General features: G+C 57.5%; 20 protein-coding genes, 2 tRNA genes and 1 pseudogene. 13 read left to right on the forward strand and 10 right to left on the reverse strand.

All coding sequences use genetic code 11. The features are described 5' to 3' along the window. Window positions 1-7: 7 nt before the first annotated feature. Window positions 8-757, reverse strand: a complete 750-nt coding sequence (locus MDG893_RS13505; protein WP_007154358.1) for a DUF599 domain-containing protein — start codon at window positions 755-757, stop codon at window positions 8-10. Window positions 758-958: 201 nt separating this feature from the next. Between MDG893_RS13505 and MDG893_RS13510 the strand changes: the two genes are divergently transcribed. The 4 genes from MDG893_RS13510 to MDG893_RS13525 all read left to right on the forward strand — a co-directional run bounded on the left by MDG893_RS13510 (window position 959) and on the right by MDG893_RS13525 (window position 5,033). Beyond that, window positions 959-2,239, forward strand: a complete 1,281-nt coding sequence (locus tag MDG893_RS13510; protein WP_007154359.1) for a M48 family metalloprotease — start codon at window positions 959-961, stop codon at window positions 2,237-2,239. Window positions 2,240-2,314: 75 nt separating this feature from the next. Further along, window positions 2,315-2,860, forward strand: a complete 546-nt coding sequence (locus MDG893_RS13515; protein WP_007154360.1) for a hypothetical protein — start codon at window positions 2,315-2,317, stop codon at window positions 2,858-2,860. Beyond that, the gene (locus MDG893_RS13520) at window positions 2,860-4,047 is read left to right on the forward strand and encodes an iron-containing alcohol dehydrogenase (RefSeq protein WP_007154361.1); all 1,188 of its coding nucleotides are present in this window, start codon (window positions 2,860-2,862) and stop codon (window positions 4,045-4,047) included. The genes MDG893_RS13515 and MDG893_RS13520 overlap by 1 nt, the downstream gene beginning before the upstream one ends. Before the next feature lie 191 nt (window positions 4,048-4,238). Continuing rightward, on the forward strand, window positions 4,239-5,033 hold the full coding sequence (locus MDG893_RS13525; protein ID WP_007154362.1) for a substrate-binding periplasmic protein: 795 nt from the start codon (window positions 4,239-4,241) through the stop codon (window positions 5,031-5,033). Between the two features lie 17 nt (window positions 5,034-5,050). On the opposite strand, the gene MDG893_RS13530 is transcribed toward MDG893_RS13525, so the two are convergent. Beyond that, entirely contained in the window at window positions 5,051-7,537 is a 2,487-nt protein-coding gene (locus tag MDG893_RS13530) for an ABC transporter permease (RefSeq protein ID WP_007154363.1), read from the reverse strand. Next, window positions 7,537-8,229: an ABC transporter ATP-binding protein gene (locus MDG893_RS13535; RefSeq protein ID WP_007154364.1), complete on the reverse strand. Its 693-nt coding sequence runs from the start codon at window positions 8,227-8,229 to the stop codon at window positions 7,537-7,539. Before MDG893_RS13535 ends, MDG893_RS13530 begins: the two co-directional genes overlap by 1 nt. A gap of 80 nt (window positions 8,230-8,309) precedes the next feature. Between MDG893_RS13535 and MDG893_RS13540 the strand changes: the two genes are divergently transcribed. Then, a complete protein-coding gene (locus MDG893_RS13540) occupies window positions 8,310-8,942 on the forward strand; it encodes an arylesterase (protein ID WP_040474609.1) in 633 nt (210 codons plus the stop codon). Between the two features lie 7 nt (window positions 8,943-8,949). Here the strand turns inward: MDG893_RS13540 and MDG893_RS13545 are convergent, their stop codons facing one another. Next, on the reverse strand, window positions 8,950-9,915 hold the full coding sequence (locus MDG893_RS13545) for a YheT family hydrolase (RefSeq protein ID WP_007154366.1): 966 nt from the start codon (window positions 9,913-9,915) through the stop codon (window positions 8,950-8,952). A gap of 73 nt (window positions 9,916-9,988) precedes the next feature. On the opposite strand from MDG893_RS13545, the gene MDG893_RS13550 reads away from it, so the two are divergent. Next, window positions 9,989-10,064, forward strand: a tRNA-Asn gene (locus MDG893_RS13550). Window position 10,065: 1 nt separating this feature from the next. Here MDG893_RS13550 and MDG893_RS13555 read toward each other — a convergent pair. After that, a complete protein-coding gene (locus MDG893_RS13555; protein WP_040474617.1) occupies window positions 10,066-11,358 on the reverse strand; it encodes a M18 family aminopeptidase in 1,293 nt (430 codons plus the stop codon). A 110-nt stretch (window positions 11,359-11,468) separates the two neighbouring features. Here MDG893_RS13555 and MDG893_RS13560 point away from each other — a divergent pair, with 110 nt between their 5' ends. Beyond that, complete coding sequence (locus MDG893_RS13560) at window positions 11,469-11,948, forward strand: NAD(P)/FAD-dependent oxidoreductase (protein ID WP_007154368.1); 480 nt, start codon at window positions 11,469-11,471, stop codon at window positions 11,946-11,948. A 113-nt stretch (window positions 11,949-12,061) separates the two neighbouring features. Further along, entirely contained in the window at window positions 12,062-12,688 is a 627-nt protein-coding gene (locus MDG893_RS13565; protein WP_007154369.1) for an outer membrane beta-barrel protein, read from the forward strand. Here MDG893_RS13565 and rlmKL read toward each other — a convergent pair. After that, window positions 12,672-14,855, reverse strand: a complete 2,184-nt coding sequence (rlmKL, locus tag MDG893_RS13570) for a bifunctional 23S rRNA (guanine(2069)-N(7))-methyltransferase RlmK/23S rRNA (guanine(2445)-N(2))-methyltransferase RlmL (protein WP_007154370.1) — start codon at window positions 14,853-14,855, stop codon at window positions 12,672-12,674. The genes MDG893_RS13565 and rlmKL overlap by 17 nt on opposite strands. Before the next feature lie 322 nt (window positions 14,856-15,177). On the opposite strand from rlmKL, the gene rmf reads away from it, so the two are divergent. Continuing rightward, window positions 15,178-15,387: a ribosome modulation factor gene (gene rmf, locus MDG893_RS13575; protein ID WP_040474610.1), complete on the forward strand. Its 210-nt coding sequence runs from the start codon at window positions 15,178-15,180 to the stop codon at window positions 15,385-15,387. A 202-nt stretch (window positions 15,388-15,589) separates the two neighbouring features. On the opposite strand, the gene MDG893_RS13580 is transcribed toward rmf, so the two are convergent. Continuing rightward, on the reverse strand, window positions 15,590-16,609 hold the full coding sequence (locus tag MDG893_RS13580) for a quinone-dependent dihydroorotate dehydrogenase (protein WP_007154372.1): 1,020 nt from the start codon (window positions 16,607-16,609) through the stop codon (window positions 15,590-15,592). 372 nt (window positions 16,610-16,981) lie between these two features. Here MDG893_RS13580 and MDG893_RS13585 point away from each other — a divergent pair, with 372 nt between their 5' ends. After that, entirely contained in the window at window positions 16,982-18,148 is a 1,167-nt protein-coding gene (locus MDG893_RS13585; protein ID WP_007154373.1) for a cation diffusion facilitator family transporter, read from the forward strand. Window positions 18,149-18,156: 8 nt separating this feature from the next. Here MDG893_RS13585 and MDG893_RS13590 read toward each other — a convergent pair whose 3' ends face one another. Next, a complete protein-coding gene (locus tag MDG893_RS13590; protein WP_007154374.1) occupies window positions 18,157-19,656 on the reverse strand; it encodes a RimK family protein in 1,500 nt (499 codons plus the stop codon). 241 nt (window positions 19,657-19,897) lie between these two features. Between MDG893_RS13590 and rimI the strand changes: the two genes are divergently transcribed. After that, a complete protein-coding gene (gene rimI, locus MDG893_RS13595) occupies window positions 19,898-21,010 on the forward strand; it encodes a ribosomal protein S18-alanine N-acetyltransferase (protein WP_007154375.1) in 1,113 nt (370 codons plus the stop codon). On the opposite strand, the gene uvrB is transcribed toward rimI, so the two are convergent. Continuing rightward, window positions 21,007-23,043 carry an excinuclease ABC subunit UvrB gene (gene uvrB / locus MDG893_RS13600; protein ID WP_244264434.1) on the reverse strand — a complete coding sequence of 679 codons (2,037 nt, stop codon included), beginning with the start codon at window positions 23,041-23,043 and terminating at the stop codon, window positions 21,007-21,009. The genes rimI and uvrB overlap by 4 nt on opposite strands. Before the next feature lie 233 nt (window positions 23,044-23,276). On the opposite strand from uvrB, the gene MDG893_RS13605 reads away from it, so the two are divergent. Then, window positions 23,277-24,461 (forward strand): pyridoxal phosphate-dependent aminotransferase, encoded by a 1,185-nt coding sequence (locus MDG893_RS13605; RefSeq protein ID WP_007154377.1) that lies wholly within the window; start codon window positions 23,277-23,279, stop codon window positions 24,459-24,461. Window positions 24,462-24,530: 69 nt separating this feature from the next. Further along, a tRNA-Asn gene (locus MDG893_RS13610) sits at window positions 24,531-24,606 on the forward strand. Here MDG893_RS13610 and MDG893_RS21260 read toward each other — a convergent pair. Beyond that, window positions 24,607-25,010, reverse strand: a pseudogene (locus MDG893_RS21260) (hypothetical protein); the annotation flags it as partial.

Genomic DNA, 25,010 nt, shown 5'->3' on the forward strand with positions numbered 1-25,010 from the left:
CATCAGGTCAGTTTTGGGTTTCTTTACCAGCTTCTTTCTCGGTATCCGACTTTGGCAGCGGTTCCTCGAACACCTTGCCGGCTCGCAAGGCCTTCAACGCGGTAGAACGGAACTCCCGACGGTACAGAACGATGACGATCAACGTAGAGGCACCCATGAATACCAGCGGGTGGATAAACCAGGAAACCACGGCCAATGCGTAATAGTAAGAGCGCAACCCCAGGTTGAAGGCATCGCCCGCGAGATTGCAAACGCTTCCGGCGCTCTTTGCGAAGGCTTCCCGGGCAGCAGGACTTGCCTTGGTATCGGTTGTCAGCGGCGCGCTGCCAATCAGTACGGAGACAAAATTGTACATCCGCATGGACCAGGTGAACTTGAAGAACGCGTAGATGAAGATCACCATCAACACCACCATCCGCATTTCCCAGATTTCCCGGCTGGGCAAGGTGCCGAACGGCATGGTGCTGAACACTTCCATAACCTCTTGCGTGTATCCCAGTGCTGTAATGATACCGGCCAGTATCAACAGGCAGCTGGACGCAAAGAAGGCGCCGTTACGTTCGAGATTGCCGACGACGGACGCGTCGGATATGCGGTTATCCCGGCGAAGCATTACGCGCATCCAATCTTCTCGGTAAAGATCGAGTGTGTTGGAGAGACAGGGTCGATCATTGGCCTTGCGTCTGGAGTACTCGGAATAGCCTAGCCAGCAGATCAAAAACCAGACCAGGGCAATGAGTTCCAGGTAGTTGCTCATGAAGTCGTTCCGGATACGGTATAAAACGGGAATTGGAGTCTTTGATCATACCGCAAAGCCGACAAAGCCTCCATACAACAGGCCCTTACGGGTAGCATCACAGCCGCTCACAGGGATATGGTATAAACATCCCTATGCCCTGCAACGGCGACCGCGGGTATTCACGAGGGTCTGCCCAGGTATTCAAACAAGGAGTTTATCGTGAACGTTCACACAGGCTTTCGACATCTTACCGTTTTTGTGGTGGTGGCCTTCCTTGCCGGGTGCTCAGTCAACCCGGTCACCGGCGAAAAACAGCTGTCACTGATTCCCGAGAGCCAGGAGCTTTCCATCGGCAGCGAGCAGTACAAGCCCACGCAGCAAACCCAGGGTGGCCAGTTCTACCTCGACCCGGAATTGAATCTGTACGTCAGTCAGGTAGGCCAGAAGCTGGCAAAGGTCAGTGACCGTCCCGACCTGCCCTACGAGTTTGTGGTTCTCAACAGCAGTGTTCCCAATGCCTGGGCGCTTCCTGGGGGGAAGATCGCCATCAACAGGGGTCTGTTGATGGAGTTGGAGGATGAGGCGCAATTGGCGTCGGTTCTTGGCCATGAAATAGTTCACGCGGCCGCACGCCACAGTGTCCAACGCATGCAGCAAGGCATGTTGATCAGCGCAGGCGTGGCGGGTTTGGGTTTTGCCCTGTCTGACAACGAATGGGCCGGCCTGATCATGGGCGGCGCGGCCATGGGTGCACAGCTCGCGCTCGCCCAATACAGCCAGGGGGATGAGCTGGAATCTGACCAATATGGCATTCGTTACATGAAAGCAGCCGGATACGACCCACAGGCAGCCGTGGAATTGCAGGAAGTCTTTGTACGGCTCTCTGAGGGCCGTGACACAAGCTTCATTGAAGGGATGTTCGCCACTCACCCGCCGTCACAGAAACGCGTTCGTGAAAACCAGGAACTGGTCAATAAAATTGGCGCGGGCGGCTATCGGGGCGAAGAAACCTACGAGAACAAACTGTCTTTCCTGCGCAGCCGCCAGCCTGCTTACGATGCCTATGACGAAGCCATGAAACTGGCCAGTAACGACAAGCTGGACGAAGCGCTTGCCAAAGTGAATGAGGCAATCAAGGTAGAACCGGAAGAAGCAGCTTTCTACTCGCTCCGTGGTCGCATCTACCGGGCCAAAGAGAACCTTGATAAAGCCGCCGCGGACTTCGACAAGGCCACGTCGTTGTATCCGGAGATGTTCACTTACCAGCTTCACAGCGGCCTGAACGCCCTGGAGTTGAACAATTATGACAAAGCCCGCGAACACCTGAGCCAGGCCAATCAGGTTGTGCCGACATCAATCGCCTACCTGCGGCTGGGTGATGTTGCTGTTAAGCAGGGTAAACGCCAGGAAGCCATCCAGTATTACAGCACCGCAGCAGAAGCTGGGGGCGAGGTGGCCGAGGAGGCAAAGCGCAAGCTGGCCCAACTGACGCAGAACTGACGTCATCGTCCGCATTGACTTTTAGAGCAATAACTCTAAAAATCGATGTACTTAAACAACAATCGGACGATTGCCATGCTTGCGAAACGTATCCAGCCGATGGTGTTCCAGGCCCGGCGGCTTTATGTGGAGCTGATGTTCCAGGTGATGGGGCGCGCGCTCCAGGCTGTCAGTGAAATTGATTCGGCAGTGCAAAAGGAAGCCCGGGCCCTGCCCGATGGCTTCCTGTTTGAAATGATGGTGATGCCAGACGGTTCACGGCTCATTGTTGAACACACGGGGAATGGCCGTTTTCATTACCATGGGGATTCGGCACCGCGCCCGGTGGATCTGTCCATTCAGTTCAAGCATATCGCTCACGCCTTTCTGGTGCTCTCGTTCCAGGAGAAAACCTCGGTGGCGTTCGCCAACGACCGCATGCTGGTGGATGGCGATATCAGTTATGCCATTCGCATGACCCGCGTCCTCAATCGGCTTGAGACCTTCATCCTGCCCAAGCTGGTGGCGAAACGTGCGGTAAAGGAATATCCCTCAAACCTTCACCTGCCTGAGAAGCTCCTCAGCGCAGCCCGTATTTATCTCAAGGTTGCAACCCATTTTGTCGAGACGGTGAGAGCATAATGACGAATCAATATTACGAGTTTTTCTGCCCGGTCAAAGTCATCGCCGGCAAAGCGGCTCTTGAGCATATTCCTTACGAGCTCACCGGCCTCGCCGCCAAGCGCCCGATGATCGTAACCGACAAGGGTGTCAGGGCCGCCGGCCTTCTGGACCCGGTGGTCGCCGCCTGCGAGGAAAGCGGGCTGGAAATTATCAGTATCTACGACGATGTGCCGCCGGATTCGTCCACCGACGTGGTCAGGGACATCGCCGGCATCTATCGTAGCGAGAAATGCGATTCCATCATTGCAGTGGGTGGAGGCTCTGCCATCGATACCGCCAAGGCCGTGAATATTCTGGTGTCAGAAGGTGGTGACGACATTGCGGCCTACAGTGGCGCGGGAGTGATCAAGCACCCCCTGAAGCCATTCCTGGTGGTTCCCACCACCGCCGGTACAGGCTCGGAGGTAACGTCGGTAGCCGTCATCACCGATACAACCAAGTCAGTGAAACTTCCCTTCACGTCGTCATTCCTGCTGCCCAACGCAGCCGTGATCGATCCCAGGATGACACTGACACTGCCTCCGCACATCACGGCAGCCACCGCCATGGACGCCATGACCCATGCCACGGAAGCCTTTACCTGCATGGCCAAGAACCCGCTCAGCGATGCCTATGCAACGGCGGCGGTCAAAAAAATCAGCACCTCGCTGCTGCAGGTTATGGATAACCCGAAGGATAGCGACGGCCGCCTGGAGCTTGCGCAGGCCTCCACCATGGCCGGAATTGCGTTCTCGAACTCCATGGTGGGGCTGGTTCACGCCCTTGGACACGCCACTGGGGCCATCTGCCACCTGCCCCATGGCTTGTGCATGAGCCTTTATCTGCCTTATGTACTGGAATACAACCTCGAATCGATCCGCGCACCGCTGGGCGAGCTTTTGCTCTATCTCGAGGGGCCTGATGTCTATTCCGCTACACCGGCCAGCCGCCGCGCGGAGGCCAGCATATCAGCTCTGCGCAAGATGCGGGACGAGCTCCACAAACGCTGCAAACTGCCCCGCACTCTCAAGGAAACCGGAAGCGTTGAGGAACACCAGCTTGATACCATCGCCGACATGGCCATGGACGACGGCGCCATGATGTTCAATCCGAAAGAGGTTAGCCTCGACGATGCACGTGCGGTTCTGAAGCGCGCCTGGGCCTGATCAGGTAACACCCGGCACCCGGTTCCAGCCGGGTGTTTCGGGGTCTTCAGGAAATACAGGCCGACACTCAACGCTACAAAAACATTCAAAGCATGTCATTGAAATTGACAGTAGAAACAGTGACAATTCCGCAGTAGCTGGCAGGGATGTAGCCGGGTTAGAATATCTCCTTGAAACAGAGCCTCGCATCTATGCGCAACGACTCACCCAGTCGGCACGTCCTCATCTCTTTTGCGTCACTGGCACTCCTGTTTTCGTCCCTGTGCGGTTCAACCGCATTCGCTGCCGAGAATGCTCCCCCGCAGGATGCCGAACGCGTATTCCGATTCAACGTCTCACCGAATGGCTACCCTCCTTACCTGATCACAGAAGGCGATAAGCAGTCCGGTATTATGTGGGACGTGGTTGTGCTGGTTGCTGAGCGATTGAATTATCGCGTTGTTGCCGAAAAAATTCCCCGCAAACGTGTCGATCAGATGCTGATGGACGGCTACATAGACGGCACCACCCGGGCGAAGGAATGGACTGACAACCCCGAGGATTTTGTCTTCACCGACCCCGTGGTGAACATTGAAGAAGTCCTGTTTGTGCCGAAAGACTCGACGTTTCAGTTTGAGGTACCTGAGGATCTGCTCTCGAAAACCCTGGTAACCCACCTCGGTTACCATTACCCGGCATTGGAACCGTACTTTGAATCTGGCGACATCGAGCGCTTTGATGTCTCCAAGGACCGGGACATGTTCCTCTACGTCCTCCATGGTGAGGATCTTGACGCCGCGATCGCAGACCGTCTGGTTGGCAAGTGGATACTGCGGAACGAGGGGCTCCAGGGGGAATTCACAACAACCGCGACCAAACTCAGCGAATACGGTTTCCGGCTGATGCTCCGGAAGGAGTGGGCACCGTTCGCCAACGCGTTCAACCGCGAACTTCAAGCCCTCCGGGAAAACGGCAGACTGGATGAAATTCTCTCCAACTACCGTTAACCCCGGAATCATATCTGTTATTCAAGTCGCCTGAGCAGGAGCATTGGCGATACTTTCAGTACGGGCTTCAATTGCCAGCGACCGAACAGCGCCAACACCAGGGCACTGAATAGTGGGATGGGCAGTACGGTCTGCCAGTGCCAACGGAACTCGCCTTCAAACATGCGGAACTGAAGCGCCCAGACAGCGCCTTCCGCAGCCGCAACGCCGAGAATACCGGCAAAGAATCCCAGTAACGCGAATTCCAGCATGGTACTCCTTACCAATAGCGTCTGCCGGCCGCCCAGAGTCCGGAGGAGCGCACCTTCCCGTTGCCGATCCTGCATGGTCGCACTGACCACCGCTGCCATTACCACCAGGGCGGCTGCCAGGATCAACGCCAATATCGCTTCGATGGCCTGGGTCACCTGCCTTACTATCTCCTGGATACGCTCAATCACGTGGTCGATTTCAAGCACTGAAACCGTGGGAAACCGGCGCGAGAAATCGTTGAGCTGGGATTTCAGGTCCGCCGGCAGATAGAACGCCGTAATCCACGTGGCGGGCATGTCTTCCAGCCCACCTCCCGGAGGAAACGCCATGTAGAAATTGGGTTTCATGCTGTCCCACTGGACCGTACGAACACTGGTAACGGTTTCCGTGATTTTCTCCGAGCCGATGGTGAACCCAAGCTCATCCCCCACTTCTACACCGAGCTTTCCGGCCAGCTCCGCTTCAATGGAGACACCGTCGCTCTGCCCTTTCGTGAACCACTGGCCCGCGACGATGCCGTTGTCCTCGGGCAGTTCTTCCATCCAGGTCAGGTTTAACTCCCGGTTGAGGGCCCCGACCCGTTCATCTTTGGTCACAGCTTCTTTCACCGGCTTCCCATTCAGCTCGGTAAGGCGGCCACGGACCATGGGATACAACTTCTCCAGCGGGTGCCCGCGTTCCGCCCAGAACTCATCCACCTCATCCACCGCCTCCGGGGCGATGTTGATCAGGAAATGGTTGGGTGTGTCTTCAGGCAGTTGCGATTGCCAGTCGTCCAGCAGGGACGTTCTGACAAGGATCAGTGTGGCCGCCAGCATCAACGTCATGGCGAATACCGCAATCTGCGACAAGCTGGCTCGGCGATGCCGGTACAGCCCCACCAATGCCAGCCGCCAGGCGTTTCCACCACCACTGATGCGACGCAGTGTGGTAACCATCAACCAGCCAAGCAGGCCCAGAGTACCGAGAAGCAAGGCAAGCCCGCCGAGCAGGGACAGCACCAGGGACACTTCCCTGGCGTACATCCATACCAGGCCAAAGATTGCGACGACCGCAATCACCAAGTCGGGAATCGCTTCGCGGCCGGATTCGCCAGGCTGGCTTCGCAACACCCGCATCGCCGGTACGTTCCGCAGCCTTCGGATGGGCGGATAGGCAAAGGCAAACAGCGACACCAACGCCGTCAACAGCGCGGGTGCCAACGCATTGGGATCAATCTGGTAGTCTATTTGCCGTTCCAGCACATCCCCCAACACACTGGATAGCAGCCAATACAGAGGTAAGGCCACCAACAGGCCGCCAACGGCACCAACGACACCCCACAGAGCCAGCCGACGCAGGTACAGGCGCCCAATTCCCTGGCTTCGAACGCCCAGTGTTTTCAACAGCGCCACGGTATCCCGTTGCGACAACGCGTACTGACGGCTGGCAACCGCGACGGCGACCGCCGCCAACATGACCGCCAGGCTGCCACCCAGCAACAGAAAACGCTCAGCCCGTTCCAGGGAGCGGGAGAAGGTCTCGCCGTCGCGCACGCCCTCCCATTCATGGCTAGGCTCCAGTTGTGGTTGCAGCCAACCGTAGTAGTCGTTGAGCACCGCTTCTTCGCCGGCAAACAGGTACACATATTCAACCCGGCTGCCCTCCTGAATTACACCGGTTGCGCCAACGTCCTCCACGTGCATCATTACCCGCGGCGCCAGGGCGGACATATTGAAGCCGCCGTCCGGCTCACGTACCAGCAGGCCGGAAATGGTCAGCCCCTGATTACCGACCTCCAGGGTGTCCCCCATCTCAAGCTCCAGGAGCCGCAGTAAACGCGGGTTGATCCAGACCTCGCCTGGTTCAGGGCCATGGGCAACCGTTTGCCTCGGCGCCTCCGCGCCCTCCTGGTACTCCACCTCCCCCCGTAGCGGGTATTCGTTGTTCACCGCCTTGACCGACACCAGCTGGAAATTCCCGGCACCGAACACCATGGTGGAGAATTCGACCATACGAGCCGTTTCCAGCCCTCTTTGCTCGGCTTCCTGCATCCACCCCTCAGGAATCGGCCGGCCGTTTTCCGCTTCCAGTTGGCGATCCGCGGCAAGAAAAGAGCTGGCTGACGACACCAGGGTACGCTGCAACTGGCTGGCAAACAGCGCAATGGTTGCCACTGTGGCAACCGCGATGATCAGCGCCGAGAGCACCACACGGACATCCCGTTCGCGCCAGTCACGTTTGACCGACATGAGCTTCTTTGAAGCCGCCATCAGTTCACCGCTTCCGGCTGCTGGGCCGTCGAGGGTTCGGTCAATACACCGGCCTCGATATTGAATTGTCGGCCACAGCGGGCGGCAAGCCGTTCATCGTGGGTCACCATAACCAGTGTTGTGCCCTGCTCCCGATTCAGAGTCATCAACAGGTCGGATACGTCAGCGCCGGTGCGGTTGTCGAGATTGCCCGTGGGCTCGTCGGCAAACAGGATCGCCGGCTCGGAGGCAAAGGCGCGAGCAATGGCCACCCGCTGCTGTTCGCCACCAGAAAGCTGCCTCGGTGTGTGTGAGAGCCGTTCGCCCAGCCCGACTCGTTCCAGCAACTCCTTTGCTTTGGCTTTCGGAGAATCGAAACCGCCCAGCTCCAGCGGCAGCATGACGTTCTCCAGCGCCGTCAGGGCCGGCAATAACTGGAACGACTGGAACACGAAACCAACCCGGCGGGACCGGAGTTTCGCGCGTTCATCCTCACTGAGCTCACTGATCACCGAACCATCAAGCTCAACGGTGCCATCGGAGGGGGTATCCAATCCGGCCAACAGGCCCAGCAACGTGGTTTTGCCGGAGCCGGAACGCCCGACAATGGCCACTGATTCACCCCGGTTGATTTCCAGACTGACCCCCTGCAAGATCGTCAACGTATCTGTCTCCAGGCTGACCTTGTGCGTCAGGTTACTGACTTTCAGCATGGGGCTAACATTATCCGGTTTGTGATCACTTAAGTCGCTCACGAGCTCTCCACAACGGTTGTCTTGAACACAGGACCTCTATGCATACGGTATTTTTACGCCTGAGATCAATAGTTTTTCTCGCTTTAATGTGTGTCGGGGCGCAGGCTCAGGCCAGCCAAAGCACACTAATGATCGTTGGAGACAGCCTCAGCGCTGCCTACGGCGTGCAAACCGGGGAATCCTGGGTGGCACTGCTTCAGGAACGGCTGGAGGGAGAGGGCCTGGACCGCTGGCAGGTGGTGAACGCCAGTATCAGCGGCGAAACCACCGATGGCGGTCTGCGCCGCCTGCCAGATCTTATGGACAAAAACGAACCGGCCGTTGTTGTCATCGAGCTCGGTGGTAACGATGGCTTGCGGGGATTTCCACCCAACGTTATCCGCCAGAACCTGGCCAGGATGATTGAGCAGGTCAAGGAGGCAGGCGCCGAAACCCTGCTGGTGGGCATGCAGATTCCGCCCAATTACGGTCAGCGATATACCCGTGCCTTTGCGGATATCTACCCCGAACTGGCCGACGAGTACGACACGGAACTGCTCCCCTTCTTTCTGGAAGGCATCTATGACCAGGAGGGCATGATGCAGGGCGACAGCATTCATCCAACGGCGGAAGCCCAAGGTCAGTTGCTGGACAACATCTGGCCGGTGCTGGAACCCATGCTCAGGGACTAATCCGGCTTTAAGCAACCAGCATGCGGGCGTGTGCCACAGCCCGCCGCTCCGACCAGTAATAGCCATCCTGAACGTGCTCAACAAAGCCGACATGGCCGCCCCAGCGGGGCGCCTCCAGTTGCACGTAGGCACCCAGTTGCGCGCGGGACTCCGGGAAGCATTGCCGGGACAGGAACGGATCATCAGCAGCGTTAACCATCAGCGCCGGTACGCGGATGTCCTTGAGAGTCCACAGTGCAGAGCAATTGGCCCAATAGTCCCGGGCATCGCGAAATCCGTGTAACGGCGCGGTATAACGGTCATCAAATTCATGGAAGCTGCGGATTTTCTCGAACCCGGTAACATCAATCAGCCCCGGGAATCGTTTCGACTTCTCTGCCATCTTCACATGAAGGTCGCGCAGAAAACGCTGCATGTAGATACGCCGACTGGGCCGGGCCAGCGTATCGGCACTGCCAGCCAGGTCACAGGGTACGGAGTAGGTGATAGCGCCGCAGATACGGTTATCCACCTGCTCTGACTTCTGCCCCAGGTATAGCAGTGTGAGGTTACCGCCCATGCTGAAGCCCGAGAGCATCACCTTTCCATATCCCTGAGCAAGTCCATGCTTCACGACCCTGTCCAGGTCGCCGGTTGCGCCGCTGTGGTAAAAGCGGGGCTGGCGGTTCATCACACCGCCGCACGAACGAAAGTTCCAGGCCAATACATCCCAGCCGTCGTTCAACAGCGCCCGTGCCAATCCCTGCATGTAAGGGCGCCGGCTGTGCCCCTCCAGGCCGTGGGATAACACCGCCAACCGGTCGTTTCCCTGGCGATACCAATCCAGATGTAACTCGTCATCGTCCTCCGTTGGCAGCGATTCCCTGACCGGCTCTGTCAGTGACACCTTGCGAAACAGAGTCGGCCAGACAGACTGTACGTGGCCATTGCGCAACCACAGGGGTGGTTTGTAATACAGATTGTGGTCGTACAAAATTTAACCTTTCAATTCATGGGGTTGACGCCGCCGGGCAAAGTCCCTATTATGCGCGCCATTCCGACTTTGTTCCCCGATAGCTCAGTTGGTAGAGCAACGGACTGTTAATCCGTTTGTCGCTGGTTCGAGCCCAGCTCGGGGAGCCATTTACAGCACCTCCTTTCGCTGCATGAACTCCCGCAGCACCCGGAACAACGTTACCCCATCCCTGGTTCCTGCCATTTCCCGGATTGAGTGCATGCCAAACTGCGGCACACCGATATCCAGCGTCGTCACCCCGAGGTTGCCGGCGGTAAGCGGACCAATTGTGCTTCCACATCCCATGTCACTGCGCACCACAAAGGTTTGGTATGGCAGGTCCAGTTCATCGCTGATGTGGCGATAAAGTGCAGCGGAGCGACTGTTGGTCGCATAGCGCTGATTGTGGTTGACCTTGATAACCGGGCCCCGATTGAGAATCGGCCCGTGGTTCTCGTCATGCCTGTCCATATAGTTGGGGTGAATTCCGTGCGCGTTGTCCGCCGAAATCATCATCGAGCGGGCAATCGCACGAGCCCGACCCTTGCCGCACCAGCGGTCCAGAACCGCGGACAGGAACGGCCCCTGCGCGCCTTCCGCCGACATGCTGCCCACTTCCTCATGGTCATTACAGACCAGTAGCGCTGGCTCATCGCCCGAAGACTCAACAAGTGCCTGCAATCCGATGTAGCAACTCAGCAGGTTGTCCAGTCTGGCCGAGGCAATAAAATCATCGCGCAGACCCACGATCGATGCTGGCTGGGCATCGTAAAAACCCAGCTCGTAGCCAAGAACCTTGCGAACCCCGATACCCGGTTGCTCAATGGTCAATTGTTCCGTGAGAAGATCGACAAACCGCGTGGCATCGTCTTCCGGCACCTGCATCAGTACCGGCGGCAGATCCGTTTGGGGATTCACGGTGCGGTTGCTGTTGGCTTCCCGGTCCAGGTGAATAGCCAAGCTGGGTATATACGCCACGGCCTTGCGAAAATCGACCAGCGTATCCTTTACCGATCCGGACTCATCCACATACGTCACTCGGCCCGCCAGGGACAGATCACGGTCAAACCAGGGATTCAGTAGCACGCCGCCGTAGACTTCCACACCCAACTGGAAAAACCCCTTGCGACGCAATTCCGGGTTTGGCTTCACCTTCAGGCAGGGGCTGTCTGTGTGAGCACCCACCATACGAATACCTGCCTCGGCGACATCGCGACGACCGGTGCGGAACGCCACGATGGAGGAACCGTTACGGATGGCGTAGTACCCCTGATCCGCCTCCAGTGCCCAGTCCTCTTTTTCATCCAGAGCCTTGAAACCCGCCTGATCAAGACGATGTTTCATACTGGCCACGGCGTGCCAGGGAGTCGGTGATGCGTTCAGAAATTCGAGCAAATCGGTGTTGAATTCAGCGTGTTCCATGATGTCCCTGATAAACTGATAATGGCGGCGCAAGTATGGCATGATGGCGCCCGACGTCATATCCGTACAAAACGGCTGCCCGCGCAGCCCGGCTACCCGGAGAGTGTACCTTGCCCGCACCGCGTTTTCTCGATATCGAATACTGCCAGACCGACGACGTTCTGTTCCCCGTGGCCATGGCCTGGTCACTGGAAGACGGGCAGATGAAAACCGTCGTCATCGCTCCGGCCGACGAATGGGTACCGGAAGATGCCGACCTCGGCGATATCGACCTGCTCTATCTGGAAGAACAGGGCGTGCCCCTGATCGAACTGGCCCAGGAACTCCATCAGGACCTGCCGGACCAGACCGTCTATGTTGACGGCATGGACCCGGACGAAATCCTGGTGGACCTGATCTTCACGGCCGTCGGCATGGACGCGCCCTTCGAAATCGCCGGTATGGAAGAACTGGTCACGTCCCTGCCCCGGGAAGCGCTGGACGACCGGCGCAGGCAACTGCTGTCCGACGAAGGCCTGGAACCTCAACTGCCCGAAAACGGGGTCTATGCCTTGTTGTTGATTGCGCGCGAGGAAGGCTTCTTCGACTGAGCTCCATCCTACAACGTCGCTGGCAATGCGAACTGTGACTTGTGTCGACGTAACAAACAGTTACAGAAGGCAGAATCTGTCGGAATCCGACAATGCCAGGAAGCCCGATAACAATGAACACGCTGTTGCGACACCTCTTCACGGCCGCCACGCTTTCCGCAGCTTTGCTCACACCGGTCACGGCCAGCGCACAGGATAAAGCTCCCCGCGAAGGCCTGACCTATGTCGGCATTCTGGCAACCGGCCTCAACCACCGGTCTGTTGGCCAGAACACCCTCGAAACAGCCTGGTCAACCACGGGGTCCATGGTGCTTGGAACGCATATTTCCGAGTATTTTCACGTGGAAATCCGGGCTGGCGCCGGCACAACCACCGCCGAAATCGACAACGAGCTGGAATTGGACATCGAGTACTTCGCCAGTTGGTACATCGGCGGCCACTACGCGATCACCGACTACGCCAACGCCTATGCCCAGTTCGGTTTTTCCCACGTGCAAGGGGTTGCCACCCTCACTCCACTGGGCAAGGCCCGGGAAGCCGATCCTGACGATGACTCCCCCTACGCCTCGATCGCGGACGAATATCCGGACAGTTCCTTCAGCGTGAGCTGGCTGCTCGGCTTGGATTTCGAGGTTATCGAGAACGGATTCATTGTTCTGGAAGGCGGCCGGCTGTTTGAAGACACCGAAACCGGCGCGAACACCTTCCAGTTCTCAACCGGGTTTAAATACGAGTTCTGACCTGCCAGCACCGGTGAATTCGCGCATTGCGCTGGAAATCCCGATCCAGGGTGTCGCGGGTTATTTCTTCAATGGCAAATTCCTCTTCCAGGCTGCCATCCAGCTTGAAGCGCCGGAAGTTGGTCGAGAAGATCAGCAGGCCTTCCGAGGTCAGCCGCTGCATTGCCTGGCGTATCAACCTGCCATGATCTTTCTGGATATCCAGCACGCCGGCCATGCGGGCCGAGTTTGAGAAGGTCGGCGGGTCCATGAAGATCAGATCGAAACGCTGATCGCTAGTCGGTTTGCCCGCCAGCCACGCCAGGCAGTCCGCCTGCTCAACACGGTGATGGGACGCATCCGCACCGTTAAGCGCAAGATTCTCCTGTGCCCAGTTCACGTAGGTTTTCGACATATCCAGGCTTAGTGAACGGGTCGCACCGCCGACCGCGGCATGCACGGTTGCCGCCCCGGTATAACAGAACAGGTTCAGGAACCGCTTACCCGCAGCGTGCTGCTGAATCCAATGGCGCACTGGCCGATGGTCCAGGAACAGGCCGGTATCCAGGTAGTCCTTGAGGTTTACCTTCAGCACACAACCGTGTTCGTGAACGTTGAAAAACTCTCCGCTGGCCGCCTGCTTTTCGTACTGGCTGGTGCCTGTCTGCCGCTGGCGTTGCTTGCAGACCATGTCTTCCCGTTCGACACCGATGGCGTCAGGAATCACCGACAACGCCTCTGCCAGCCGCTCACGCGCGGAACGCTCGTCGACTGACTTGGGCGCGGCGTACTCCTGAACATGAACGCGCCCCTCGTAGATATCAATGGCGAGTGCAAACTCCGGCATATCGGCATCGTAAAGTCGGTAACAGCCGATGCCCTGTTTGCGGGCCCACTGGCCAACGGTCTTCATGTTCTTCTTCAGACGATTGCGCAGCATGGCCGCGCGCTCTTCGTTGGCGATGCGAGGCGTTACTTCACCCGGTACATCGGGCTCCCGTGGCGTCATGGCGCTGGTGTCGTCCACATTGAACAACAGCAGTTGCGCCGGCAATTTGCCGTTGTAGAGGCGGTACTGCTTGTAGCTGCGAAGGCCGATCGATTTGCCGTACTCGGGCGCACCGGTGAATACACCCAGCCGCCAGCCAGGTAACGCTTCCTTAACGGCTTCGCCGAGGCTGCGATAAAGAACACCCAGTTCCTTACGTTCGCTCAGGCGTTCGCCATAGGGAGGGTTGACCAGAACCAGGCCCGTCGCGGCCCAGGCTTCTTCGCGGCTGAACTGATCAACCGCCCGTTGCTTGACGACCACGATGCTCTCAAGGCCGGCACGTTGCAGGTTGTTCCCTGCGGTTTGTATCACGCTGCGATCCTGATCAAACCCCTGGAAGACAGGGACGCGTCCCTCAATGCCCTGTTTACCGACATAGGCGCGCTTCTCGGCTTCCTGGCGCAATGAAAGCCACATTTCCGGCTGGTGACCCAGCCAACGCTCGAAACCGAAACGTTCACGCTTGCGACCAGGTGCCAGATCAAGCGCCATCATGGCGGCCTCAATCACCAGCGTGCCGGAGCCACACATAGGGTCGATGAAATCACCGCCGGCTTTCGCCAGTTCCGGCCAACCGCATCTCATCAGCAGAGCCGCCGCCAGGTTTTCTTTCAGTGGTGCTGCCCCCTTTTCCGTGCGGTAACCACGCTTGTGGAGGCTGTCGCCGCTCAGGTCGATACCGACCGATAACTTGCCTCGATTCAGGCGCGCGGACACGGTTACATCCGGATTTTTCGCGTCCACGGAAGGCCGCTGACCACTGGCACTACGCAGACGGTCCACAACGCCATCCTTCACTCGCTGGGCACCATATTGCGTGTTGCGAATGGCTTCGTTCTGCCCCACAAAGTTGACGCGAAAGCTGCCATTCATCGGAATATGCTGCTGCCACTCCAGGTCCGTTACACCACCCAGCATCTGGTCACCAGAAGTGGCATCCACGTCTGCCAGGTGAAGGATGACCCGGTTTGCGAGTCTCGACCACAGGCAGGCACGATAGCCACTTTCAAGGGTGCCGTTGGCCCAGACACCTGCCGGTGCGTTCCGGACCGGATCCATGCCGAAGGAACGCAGTTCGTCCTCCAGCAAATACTCCAGGCCCTTGGGGCAGGTTACGAAAAAGTTAAGGTCTGGCACGTTCGACTCCTGAGTCGTTTCTACGGTGGCTAAGGTCGTGGGATTAGCGCATTTTCCCAGATTTTCACGGGTTTGTTATGTCACACAACTATAAGAGAAGCTTCATATAGATGAAATAAATAGTGTACAAGGCCGCTGGCTTAGTCTTACCTTGTAGGTGACGCGTCGTTCCAGGGAGCCAACAAAGGGCTCTCTGTTAACAGGATCCTGACTGCTCTGGCCATACCTGACAATAGTGGGTTACCCCGGAAGGGTTGCCCCAAGTCCCGGCCACGGCAGATGTGTACACGCTTGTTCTGTTAATCCATCAGTGAGGAACGGCATGAAAAGACAGAAAAGAGATATGTACGCTCGTGCATTCAAACGGGGTTATCTGGCCGGCGTGTCCGGTAAAGCAAAAGACAGTTGCCCGTTGGAACAGCCGGAAGTTCGCCAGGAATGGCTCAACGGGTGGCGAGAAGGCCGCACAGATCAATGGGAGGGCATGACCGGCGTATCCGGCATCCACAGACTGGCAAACGTAACGGCATGACGCTGTTTGTCAGCACCCCGAATCTTTAATCTGATCTTTCAACAACACACAATTTGGCGCAGTACCCAGAGCAACCCAAACGGGTCCTCCCGACCCGTACCATGCGATGATACGCCACGGGGTTTATTCCCCGCACGGGCCCGCTAAGCGGGCCCACTTTATTTCTGGCCCTACTTCCTGACACACCCCTCTCACCACTGCATCATTCCATACGCCGGATCGCGTCGACCGACTCCCGGATCAGCGCCGGCCCACGGTAGATAAAACCCGTGTAAATCTGTACCAGCTTGGCCCCGGCACGAATTTTTTCAGCCGCGCTGTCACCGTCCGTTATGCCGCCTACCCCGATAATCGGTAGAGACTCTCCCAGTTCCGCATACAGAGCCTGAATCACCCGTGTGGAAGATTCCCTGACCGGCGCGCCGCTAAGCCCCCCTGCCTCATCCGCATATCGATGCCCGGCAACGGCTTCGCGACTAATGGTGGTATTGGTGGCTATGACGCCGTCCAACCCCGACTCTTTCAGGGCATTCGCCACAAAACGCACCCCATCGTCATCCATATCCGGGGCGATCTTCACCGCCAATGGCACATACTGCCCATGTTCCTTCTCGCAACGCGCCTGCTCATCCTTGATGGCGTGCATCAGGCTCTTGAGAGAGTCACCAAACTGAAGATCCCGCAGACCGGGTGTGTTGGGGGATGATACGTTCACCGTGATGTAGTCAGCGCGGGAATACACCGCTGCGATGCCTTTGCGATAATCTGACTCGGATTCCTCGTTGGGTGTCGCCTTGTTCTTACCAACATTGATACCCAGTACGCCCGCGTAGCGACGCTTGTCTACCTGATCCAGCAGGTGTTCAAGACCGTGATTATTAAAACCCATCCGGTTAATAATCGCACTGTGCTCAGGGAGCCGGAACATTCTCGGTTTCGGGTTGCCAGGCTGGGCCAGAGGCGTGACCGTGCCTACCTCGATAAACCCGAATCCCAACGCGCCCAAGGCATCCAGATGATCGGCATTCTTGTCGAGGCCCGCAGCCAGCCCAACGGGATTGGGAAACTCCAGGCCCATCACCTTGGTTGGCAGCGGCTCCGGCTTGCTGACAAGCGCCTGGAGCAGCCCGAGCTTTCCTGCCATATCGAGCCCCGACAACGTCAGGTTATGAGCAGTCTCCGGTGGCAACCGGAACAACAGTTCGCGCATAATGCCGTACATACAGAATCTCCCTGATCGAGAACGATGCGGAGTATACCGGAAGTTTTCCACAGCATCGCCCTACACCTTAAATATGACGGCTAAATGTCTGTCCCGTTAAGCTCTTGTGACCTTTTCCACGGAATCTGTGGATAACCCTGTTGAAAATCGCGGGGCAACGCTGCCGAACCCTTGATATTCGCGCCAGCCTACAAATTGATCAATTTTTGACCAGTTTATTTATACTTATATATCAATTAGTTACCGAGTATTTTCTGCCATGAAAGACCGTTCAGTCACACGATGTTACGCCATTCAACGATTTCGCCCATGTGCATAAAACATACAGTGACAGGTTCGTTATACTGACGACTAGACTCAGGGAGAATCTCGATGACGGAGCAGCAGACCTTTTCCTACCAACAACACGAGGGGCTCCCTCAGGAGCGCAGGGCAGCATTGCGTGTAACCGTTATCGGAATGTTACTGGATGGTGTCCTGGGCCTCCTCAAGGTCATCGCTGGAACGCTGTTTCATTCCCAGGCGCTGCTCGTCGATGGCATTCATTCATTTACCGATGTTGTATCGGACGTGGTGGTACTGGGCGTGATGCGGGTTTCCCGTCAGGCGCCAGACGAGGACCACCCTTATGGCCACCAACGCATAGAAACCATGGGCACCATGGTGCTCGGCAGCATCCTTATTGCCGTTGGCGCGGCACTGGCCTGGGATAACACTCTGCGACTGCTTGATGGCAGCACGGTGAACATACCCGAATGGCCGGTGTTGGTAGCGGCCTTCATATCCGTTGCCAGCAAGGAATGGATCTATCGTTACACGCGCCGGGTTGGCTTAGCGATTCGCTCTGACCTGATCATCGCCAATGCCTGGCACAGTCGCACTGATGCCCTCTCCTCCGTGGTGGTGCTCTTCTCGACCATCGGCGCCATGCTGGGCTATCTGTGGCTGGATGTTCTCGCGGCAGTGATAATCTCCGGGATCATCATTCACATCGGATGGCGCTTCACCCGGGACAGCGTGAAAGAGCTCGTCGATACAGGACTGTCCCCGGAAGATACCGAAACACTGAAACACATCGCCAGTGAGACCGACGGTGTGCGCAACGTGCATGAGCTCCGCAGCCGGCGCATGGGGCACGACATCCTGTTGGATGTGCACCTTGTTGTGTCGCCTGAGATCAGCGTCTCCGAAGGGCATCAGATAGGAATGCAGGTGGTAAACGCCATGCGCAATGCCCTCGACAACATTCTCGACATCAATTTCCACATCGATGCCGAGAATGACGAAATCCACCCCCAGACCTCCGAACGGCTTCCTGACCGTGCGGAAATCCGTGAGGCCCTTCACCAACACATTGAAAACCTGCCGCCCAACAACCGGCTACGGCTGCATTACCTTCGCAACCGGGTCCATATGGAACTGTTTATGGAAATTCCTCAATCCGAGGCGCTTCCGGATGCCCGTCAGATCAGCGAAGACCTGGGCCGCTACGCGTGGTTCGGTAGCATCAGGATCTGGCACGCCCATACTGAGAACTGACACGGCGCCTAGCGACGCCGTTTTTCCTCCATACGGGACAGAAACTCCTGCATGATCAGGGTGTATAACTCCCCTCCCAGGAACCGATCTTCAACGCCTGCGTCAATGCTGGGATTGTCGTTTACTTCAATGACAGCCACACGGTTGCCAGACTGCTTGATGTCCACGCCGTAGAGACCATTGCCAATGAGACGTGTGGCGTTGAGGGCTGCCTGTATCACGTTTCGGGGCACCTCGTAAGTGGGCATGGTATCAAACCCACCGCTGTCCACTTCCGCACCACCGTGCTGGTAGATCTGCCAGTGCCCCTCCACCATGTAGTATTTACAGGCATAGATGGCCCGACCGCCAAGCACACCAATACGCCAGTCGTAATCGGTGTAAAGGTATTCCTGGGCCAGCACCAGGGCCGACTGTTTGAACAGCTCTTTCAGGCCCGCACGCAGCGTTTTTTCATCCTCCGCCTTGGTGACTCCCCGCGAAAAGGCGCCGTCAGGAATCTTGATGACGGCAGGAAAGCCCAGATCCCGAATCACCTGTTCTGCACTGTCTTTCTGATCTTTCGACAGAATCAGGGTTTTTGGCGTCGGGATCTTGTTGTTCTTCAGCAGGTCCGCCAAATAGACCTTATTGGTGCAACGCAGAATCGACACCGGATCGTCAATCACCACCATCCCCTCGGCCTCGGCCTTGCGTGCGAAACGATAGGTGTGATGATCGATGGCAGTAGTCTCGCGAATAAACAGGCCGTCGTATTCCGGCAGCCGCATATAATCACGGCGGCCGATCTGCTCCACGTTGATGCCCAGCTTGCGGCCGGCCTTCTCGAATTTTTCCAACGCTTCTTTGTCGCTGGGCGGCATTTCCTCGTCGTCATTGACCAGCATCGCCAGATCAAACCGATAACGACGGCGGGTGCGGGGCTTGCGCCAGACCATACTGCTGAAACGGTCAAACGCCGCCGCAAAGTCATCCTGCTCTTTCCCCTTCAGGTCTGCGGGACAACCTGGTTTCATGGACGCTATCTGCCAGGTTTTGCCGCGGCGGAACACCACTTCCAGAACCGGGCACGGGAAACGATCAAACAACGCACGTGCAACCGGCTTCAAATCCCCATGTTCCGCCTGCCCGAAATACGTACGGACACGCACTTCTCGTGTGGCGTGATTATTGTCACCAGCGGGCTCGATCTCCGCTCCGGCTGCCTCGAGCCAATTAATCACGCTGGCATCCAGTTCATCCAACTGCAGCGAGAACAGTCCTTTGCGGCTGAGGTCGTTGAGCGTCATGACAGATGGCACCACATGATGACCACGAGCCTCGGCCAGCAGCGAACAGTAGTAGCCACGACTCAGGTAACGGGCGCTTTGGCACAGATTGATCACCCGCACCCGGCTGGAGGCCGGCGCGGAAAACTGCAGGTACTGATCGAAAGTCAGCACGTCTTCACTGGGGTAATACGGTGCCCAGTCCTTGGCGCGGTCAACAACAATCAACAATCGTGACATCAGTGGCATTCCTCCATGAAGGCAGTGCCGGAAGCTTTGGGAACACAGGCCAACCATACATCGATGGTGCCTGTACAATCTCGCAACAATACGCCGGAACGCTTTAGCCTACAATTAGCACGAAATGCGTGCTTTTACGCATGATTGCACGCTATCGGCAACGTCGACACTCACTCATAATAGCCGCCAACGCTGAATCCGGCGAAGCCGTCACATTTGAGTTATCCAGAGTTCTTTCACTATGACATCACTCGCTTTTCGTCACGCCACAAGCGATGACCTGGACGCACTGGTAAAGCTGGAGAACCGCTGCTTTACGGAGGACCGGATCTCACGGCGCAGCTTCCGGCGCTTTCTGGATATGCCCCGGGACCGGCTGATTGTTGCAACGGCCGGCAGCGAGCTTGTGGGCTACTGCCTGGTATTAATGAGCGCGGCCACCCGGCTGGCACGAATCTATTCCATTGCAGTGTCGCCGTCCGAACGCGGCCGCAATATCGGCGAGCAGTTGGTTCGGGAAGCGGAAGCTGCGGCAGTCGACGCCGGCCGCATCGTGATGAGACTGGAAGTGCGCGAAGACAACGCCCCGGCCATACGGCTCTACCAACGCCTGGGCTATCGCCAGTTCGGCACCTATCGCGATTACTACGAAGACCACGGCACCGCCCTTCGATTCGAGCGTCGAATCCTTTTCTACGAGCCTTCGCGGGAATTTCCGGCGGTGCCCTACTACCCCCAAACCACGGAATTCTCCTGTGGCCCGGCTGCCCTGATCATGGCCATGGCAACCCTGGATGAACAGCAGCCGATGACCACCCTGGAAGAGCTGAAACTCTGGCGCGAGGCCACCACCATCTTTATGCTCGCGGGCCACGGCGGCTGCGGCCCCCACGGCCTGGCACTGGCGGCCTGGCACCGCGGGTTCCACGCCAGCGCCTATATCAGCAAAGAGGGCGCCCTATTCAAGGATACGGTTCGCAACGACGACAAGAAGCGGGTTCTGGAGCTGGTGCACGAAGGCTTTCTGCATGACATTGGCCAGACAGGAATCGAACTCCATCACGATCCGCTCACCCTGGATGGCATGGAGGCTGCCCTCCACGATGGTCGCGTACCGGTTATCCTGATCAGCACCTGGCAGCTGAATCGCAGCCGAATACCCCATTGGGTAACGGTGTGTGCAATGGATGATCAGTTTGTGTACCTGCACGACCCTGAGATCGATACGGACGTTGGCGAAACCGTGGCTGACAAGCAATACCTGCCGGTGGACCGCCGGGTATTCGACCGTATGTCCCGATACGGCAAGAACCAGCCATTGCAGGCAGCGGTCATTGTAGGACCAAGGCGTTAGCCGGTCCGCAAGGCCGCCTCTTTAAGCTCGGAGATATCATCCCGCAAGCGCGCAGCCGTCTCGAAATCCAGATCCGCGGCGGCCTTGTACATATCGTCTTCCAGGCGAGTGATCTCCTTAAGAACCTCTTCCGGCGAGCGGTTACCCGCCTTGGCACGGTACTTCTCCGCCTCCTCGGCCGCCTTCTCACCCGGACGCTCGGCCTTACGGCGACCGCGACCACCGCCACCACCGGCGCCTTCCATGATATCCGCGATCTTCTTGTTCAGACCCTGCGGCGTGATGCCATGCTCTTCGTTATGGGCCGCCTGCTTCGCCCGGCGGCGCCCGGTTTCGTCGATGGCCCGCTGCATGGAACCGGTGATCCGGTCGCCATAGAGAATCGCCTTGCCATGAAGGTTACGGGCCGCCCGTCCAATGGTCTGGATCAGCGAACGTTCGGAGCGCAGGAACCCCTCCTTGTCGGCATCCAGGATGGCCACCAGGGATACCTCGGGCATATCCAGCCCCTCACGCAGAAGGTTGATGCCCACCAGTACGTCGAACTCGCCCCGGCGCAGGTCACGGATGATTTCAACGCGCTCCACGGTATCGATATCCGAATGCAGGTAGCGCACACGGATATCGTGCTCCATCAGGAAGTCAGTCAGATCTTCGGCCATACGCTTGGTGAGCGTGGTCACCAGAATCCGCTCGTTGACGTCAGTGCGCAATCGGATCTCCGAGAGCAGATCATCCACTTGGGTAGAGGCAGGGCGAACTTCGATTTCCGGGTCCAGCAGGCCGGTAGGCCGCACCACCTGTTCAACCACCTGCCCTGAGTGCTCGGCTTCGTAGTTGCCGGGAGTGGCGGATACAAACAGCATCTGCGGTGCAATTCGCTCCCATTCATCGAAACGCATGGGCCGGTTGTCCAGTGCTGACGGAAGTCGGAAGCCATACTCCACCAGGGTTTCCTTACGGGAACGATCACCCTTATACATGGCGCCGATCTGGGGAATAGTAACGTGGGATTCGTCCACCACCAGCATCGCATTGGCTGGCAGATAATCGAACAGTGTCGGAGGCGCTTCGCCCGGCTGGCGACCCGACAGGTACCGGGAATAGTTTTCGATACCGTTGCAGTAGCCCAACTCCAACATCATCTCGATGTCGTAGCGGGTGCGTTCTTCCAGACGCTGCGCTTCCACCAGACGATTGTTGTCCCTTAATTGCTTCAAGCGCTCATCCAACTCGACCTTAATGCGTTCAACGGCATCCAGCACTTTCTGCCTTGGCGTGACATAGTGAGATTTCGGATAAATAGTGACACGGGGTACACGCCGAAGAACCTCACCGGTCAGGGGATCAAAGTAACTGAGGTTCTCCACCTCGTCATCGAACAACTCAATGCGGATGGCTTCTTTCTCGGATTCCGCCGGAAATACATCGATCACGTCCCCCCGCACCCGATAATTGGCCCGGTGGAATTCGACATCGTTGCGGGTGTACTGCAGCTCGGCGAGGCGCCGGAGAATGTGACGCTGATCAATCTGGTCACCCCGGTCCAGGTGCAACATCATTTTCAGGTAGGATTGGGGATCACCCAGGCCGTAAATGGACGATACGGTGGCAACGATGATGGCATCCGGCCGCTCCAGCAGGGCCTTGGTTGCCGACAGACGCATCTGCTCTATATGCTCGTTGATGGAGGCGTCTTTCTCGATAAAAGTGTCGGAAGACGGCACATAGGCTTCCGGCTGGTAGTAGTCGTAGTAGGAAACGAAATACTCCACCGCGTTGTCCGGGAAAAACTCACGAAACTCACCATACAACTGGGCTGCCAGGGTTTTGTTGTGGGCCATGATGATGGTCGGCCGCTGCACCTGCTGAATGACGTTGGCAATGGTAAAGGTCTTGCCCGAGCCGGTTACCCCCAGGAGCGTCTGGTGTGCCAGGCCGGAGTGGATACCGTCCACCAGCCCATCAATGGCTTTGGGCTGATCCCCAGCTGGCTGAAACGGGGAATCCACCTTGAAGGCGCCGTCTTTCATGAGCGCGCCGGTTTCTGAAGTGGCCATAGTCTGGAGACATCCTTCATTCAATCAAAAGTGATCTGGGCAACGCATCGCACCGCGAATATCAATAGGTGCAATCTGCAGAGAAACTTATCGTCACGCGGGCTTCATGATACCATCTGAATCGTCAAAGGCGGCCTGAACATGGTGAAAACCACTACCCCGAAGCCGCCGGAGCCCTATCAGACGCAGCTTTAAGGAGCGCAAGTTTGGACCTTCAACTTTCCAGCCGAGTACAGGCAATCAAGCCCTCTCCCACCCTCGCAGTCACCAACAAGGCAGCGGAATTACGCGCTGCTGGCCAGGACATTATTGGCCTGGGTGCCGGCGAGCCGGACTTCGATACCCCGGATCACATCAAACAGGCGGCCATCGAAGCCATCAACAACGGCCAGACCAAGTACACCGCTGTGGATGGTACGCCCGCACTGAAAAAGGCGATCATTGCGAAGTTCAAACGGGACAACGGCCTGGAATACGAAGCCAACCAGATCCTGGTTAGTGGTGGTGGCAAGCAGAGCTTTTTCAACCTCGCGCTGGCCACACTGAACAAGGGCGACGAAGCCATTATTCCTGCGCCGTACTGGGTATCTTACCCGGACATGGTGCTGGTGGCTGAAGGTAAGCCGGTTATTATCGAAACCACCGCCGACACCCGCTTCAAGATCACGCCGGAGCAGCTAGAAAGCGCCATCACCGAGCGCACCCGCCTATTCGTGATCAACAGCCCATCCAACCCCAGTGGCATGGCTTACAGCCTGGACGAGCTGAAGGCGATTGGCGAGGTGCTGAAGAAGCATCCGCAGATCATGATCGCCACCGACGACATGTATGAGCCGATCCTGTGGACCGGTCAGCCGTTCTGCAACATCCTGAACGCCACGCCGGAGCTGTACGATCGCACTTTCGTGCTCAACGGTGTGTCCAAGGCCTACTCCATGACCGGCTGGCGCATCGGCTATGCGGCAGGCCCGGCAAAAATCATCGGGGCAATGAAGAAAATCCAGTCCCAAAGCACGTCCAACCCGGCCTCGATTTCCCAGGCGGCTGCAGCCGCAGCTCTGGATGGCCCTCAGGACTGTGTGCAGGAAATGGTCACCGCCTTCAAGGAACGTCATGACTATCTGGTGGAAGCCCTGAACGCCCTGCCCGGCGTTGACTGTCTGCACGGTGACGGGACGTTCTATGTGTTCCCGAGTTTCCAGGCAGCCATCGAAGCCGATTCTGACGTCAGCAATGATGTGGAGTTTGCCGAGAAGCTGTTGAAGGAAGCCGGCGTGGCCTTGGTGCCAGGCTCCGCTTTCGGTGCGCCGGGCCATATGCGCCTGAGCTTCGCCACCAGCCTTGATACGCTGAAGCAGGCCATTGAGCGTTTGCAGAAAGCGCTGGGCTAAAAATCCTGGCAAGGGGTTGACGAGGCGTTGGGGTAACCTTAATATACGCGCCTCGTCACACGACGACGTTCCCCGATAGCTCAGTTGGTAGAGCAACGGACTGTTAATCCGTTTGTCGCTGGTTCGAGCCCAGCTCGGGGAGCCACTATTTCGAAAAGCCGCTAGTCCCCTGGATTAGCGGCTTTTTTCGTTTCTGATTCTGGTCCCAACCTAGCCTTCTAATGAGGTGCCCTACGGCGAGGTAGGAGTTCCTTCCCAAAAAAACGCTACAAGCACGTCCGTGTGCGCTTTTCTCCAATGATTCGGCCTCCTCCCGGGACTCTGGGCGGGAGGCTGATGCCACAACGGTGGCACCCGTCAATTTCTTCGCCAGCTGGATCAGAATGGAACCAACGCCGCCCGCAGCGCCAGTCACAAGGATCACCTGGTCAGTCGGATGCACATTTCCCGGCTGCTGCTGTTCAAGCCCGAAGTGATCAAACAGCATTTCCCAAGCCGTGAAGGTAGTCACGGGCAGTGCTGCGGCTTCCGCATCACTCAGGCTGGCGG

It is taken from the genome of Marinobacter algicola DG893 (genome assembly GCF_000170835.1).
Taxonomy (GTDB): Bacteria; Pseudomonadota; Gammaproteobacteria; order Pseudomonadales; family Oleiphilaceae; genus Marinobacter; species Marinobacter algicola.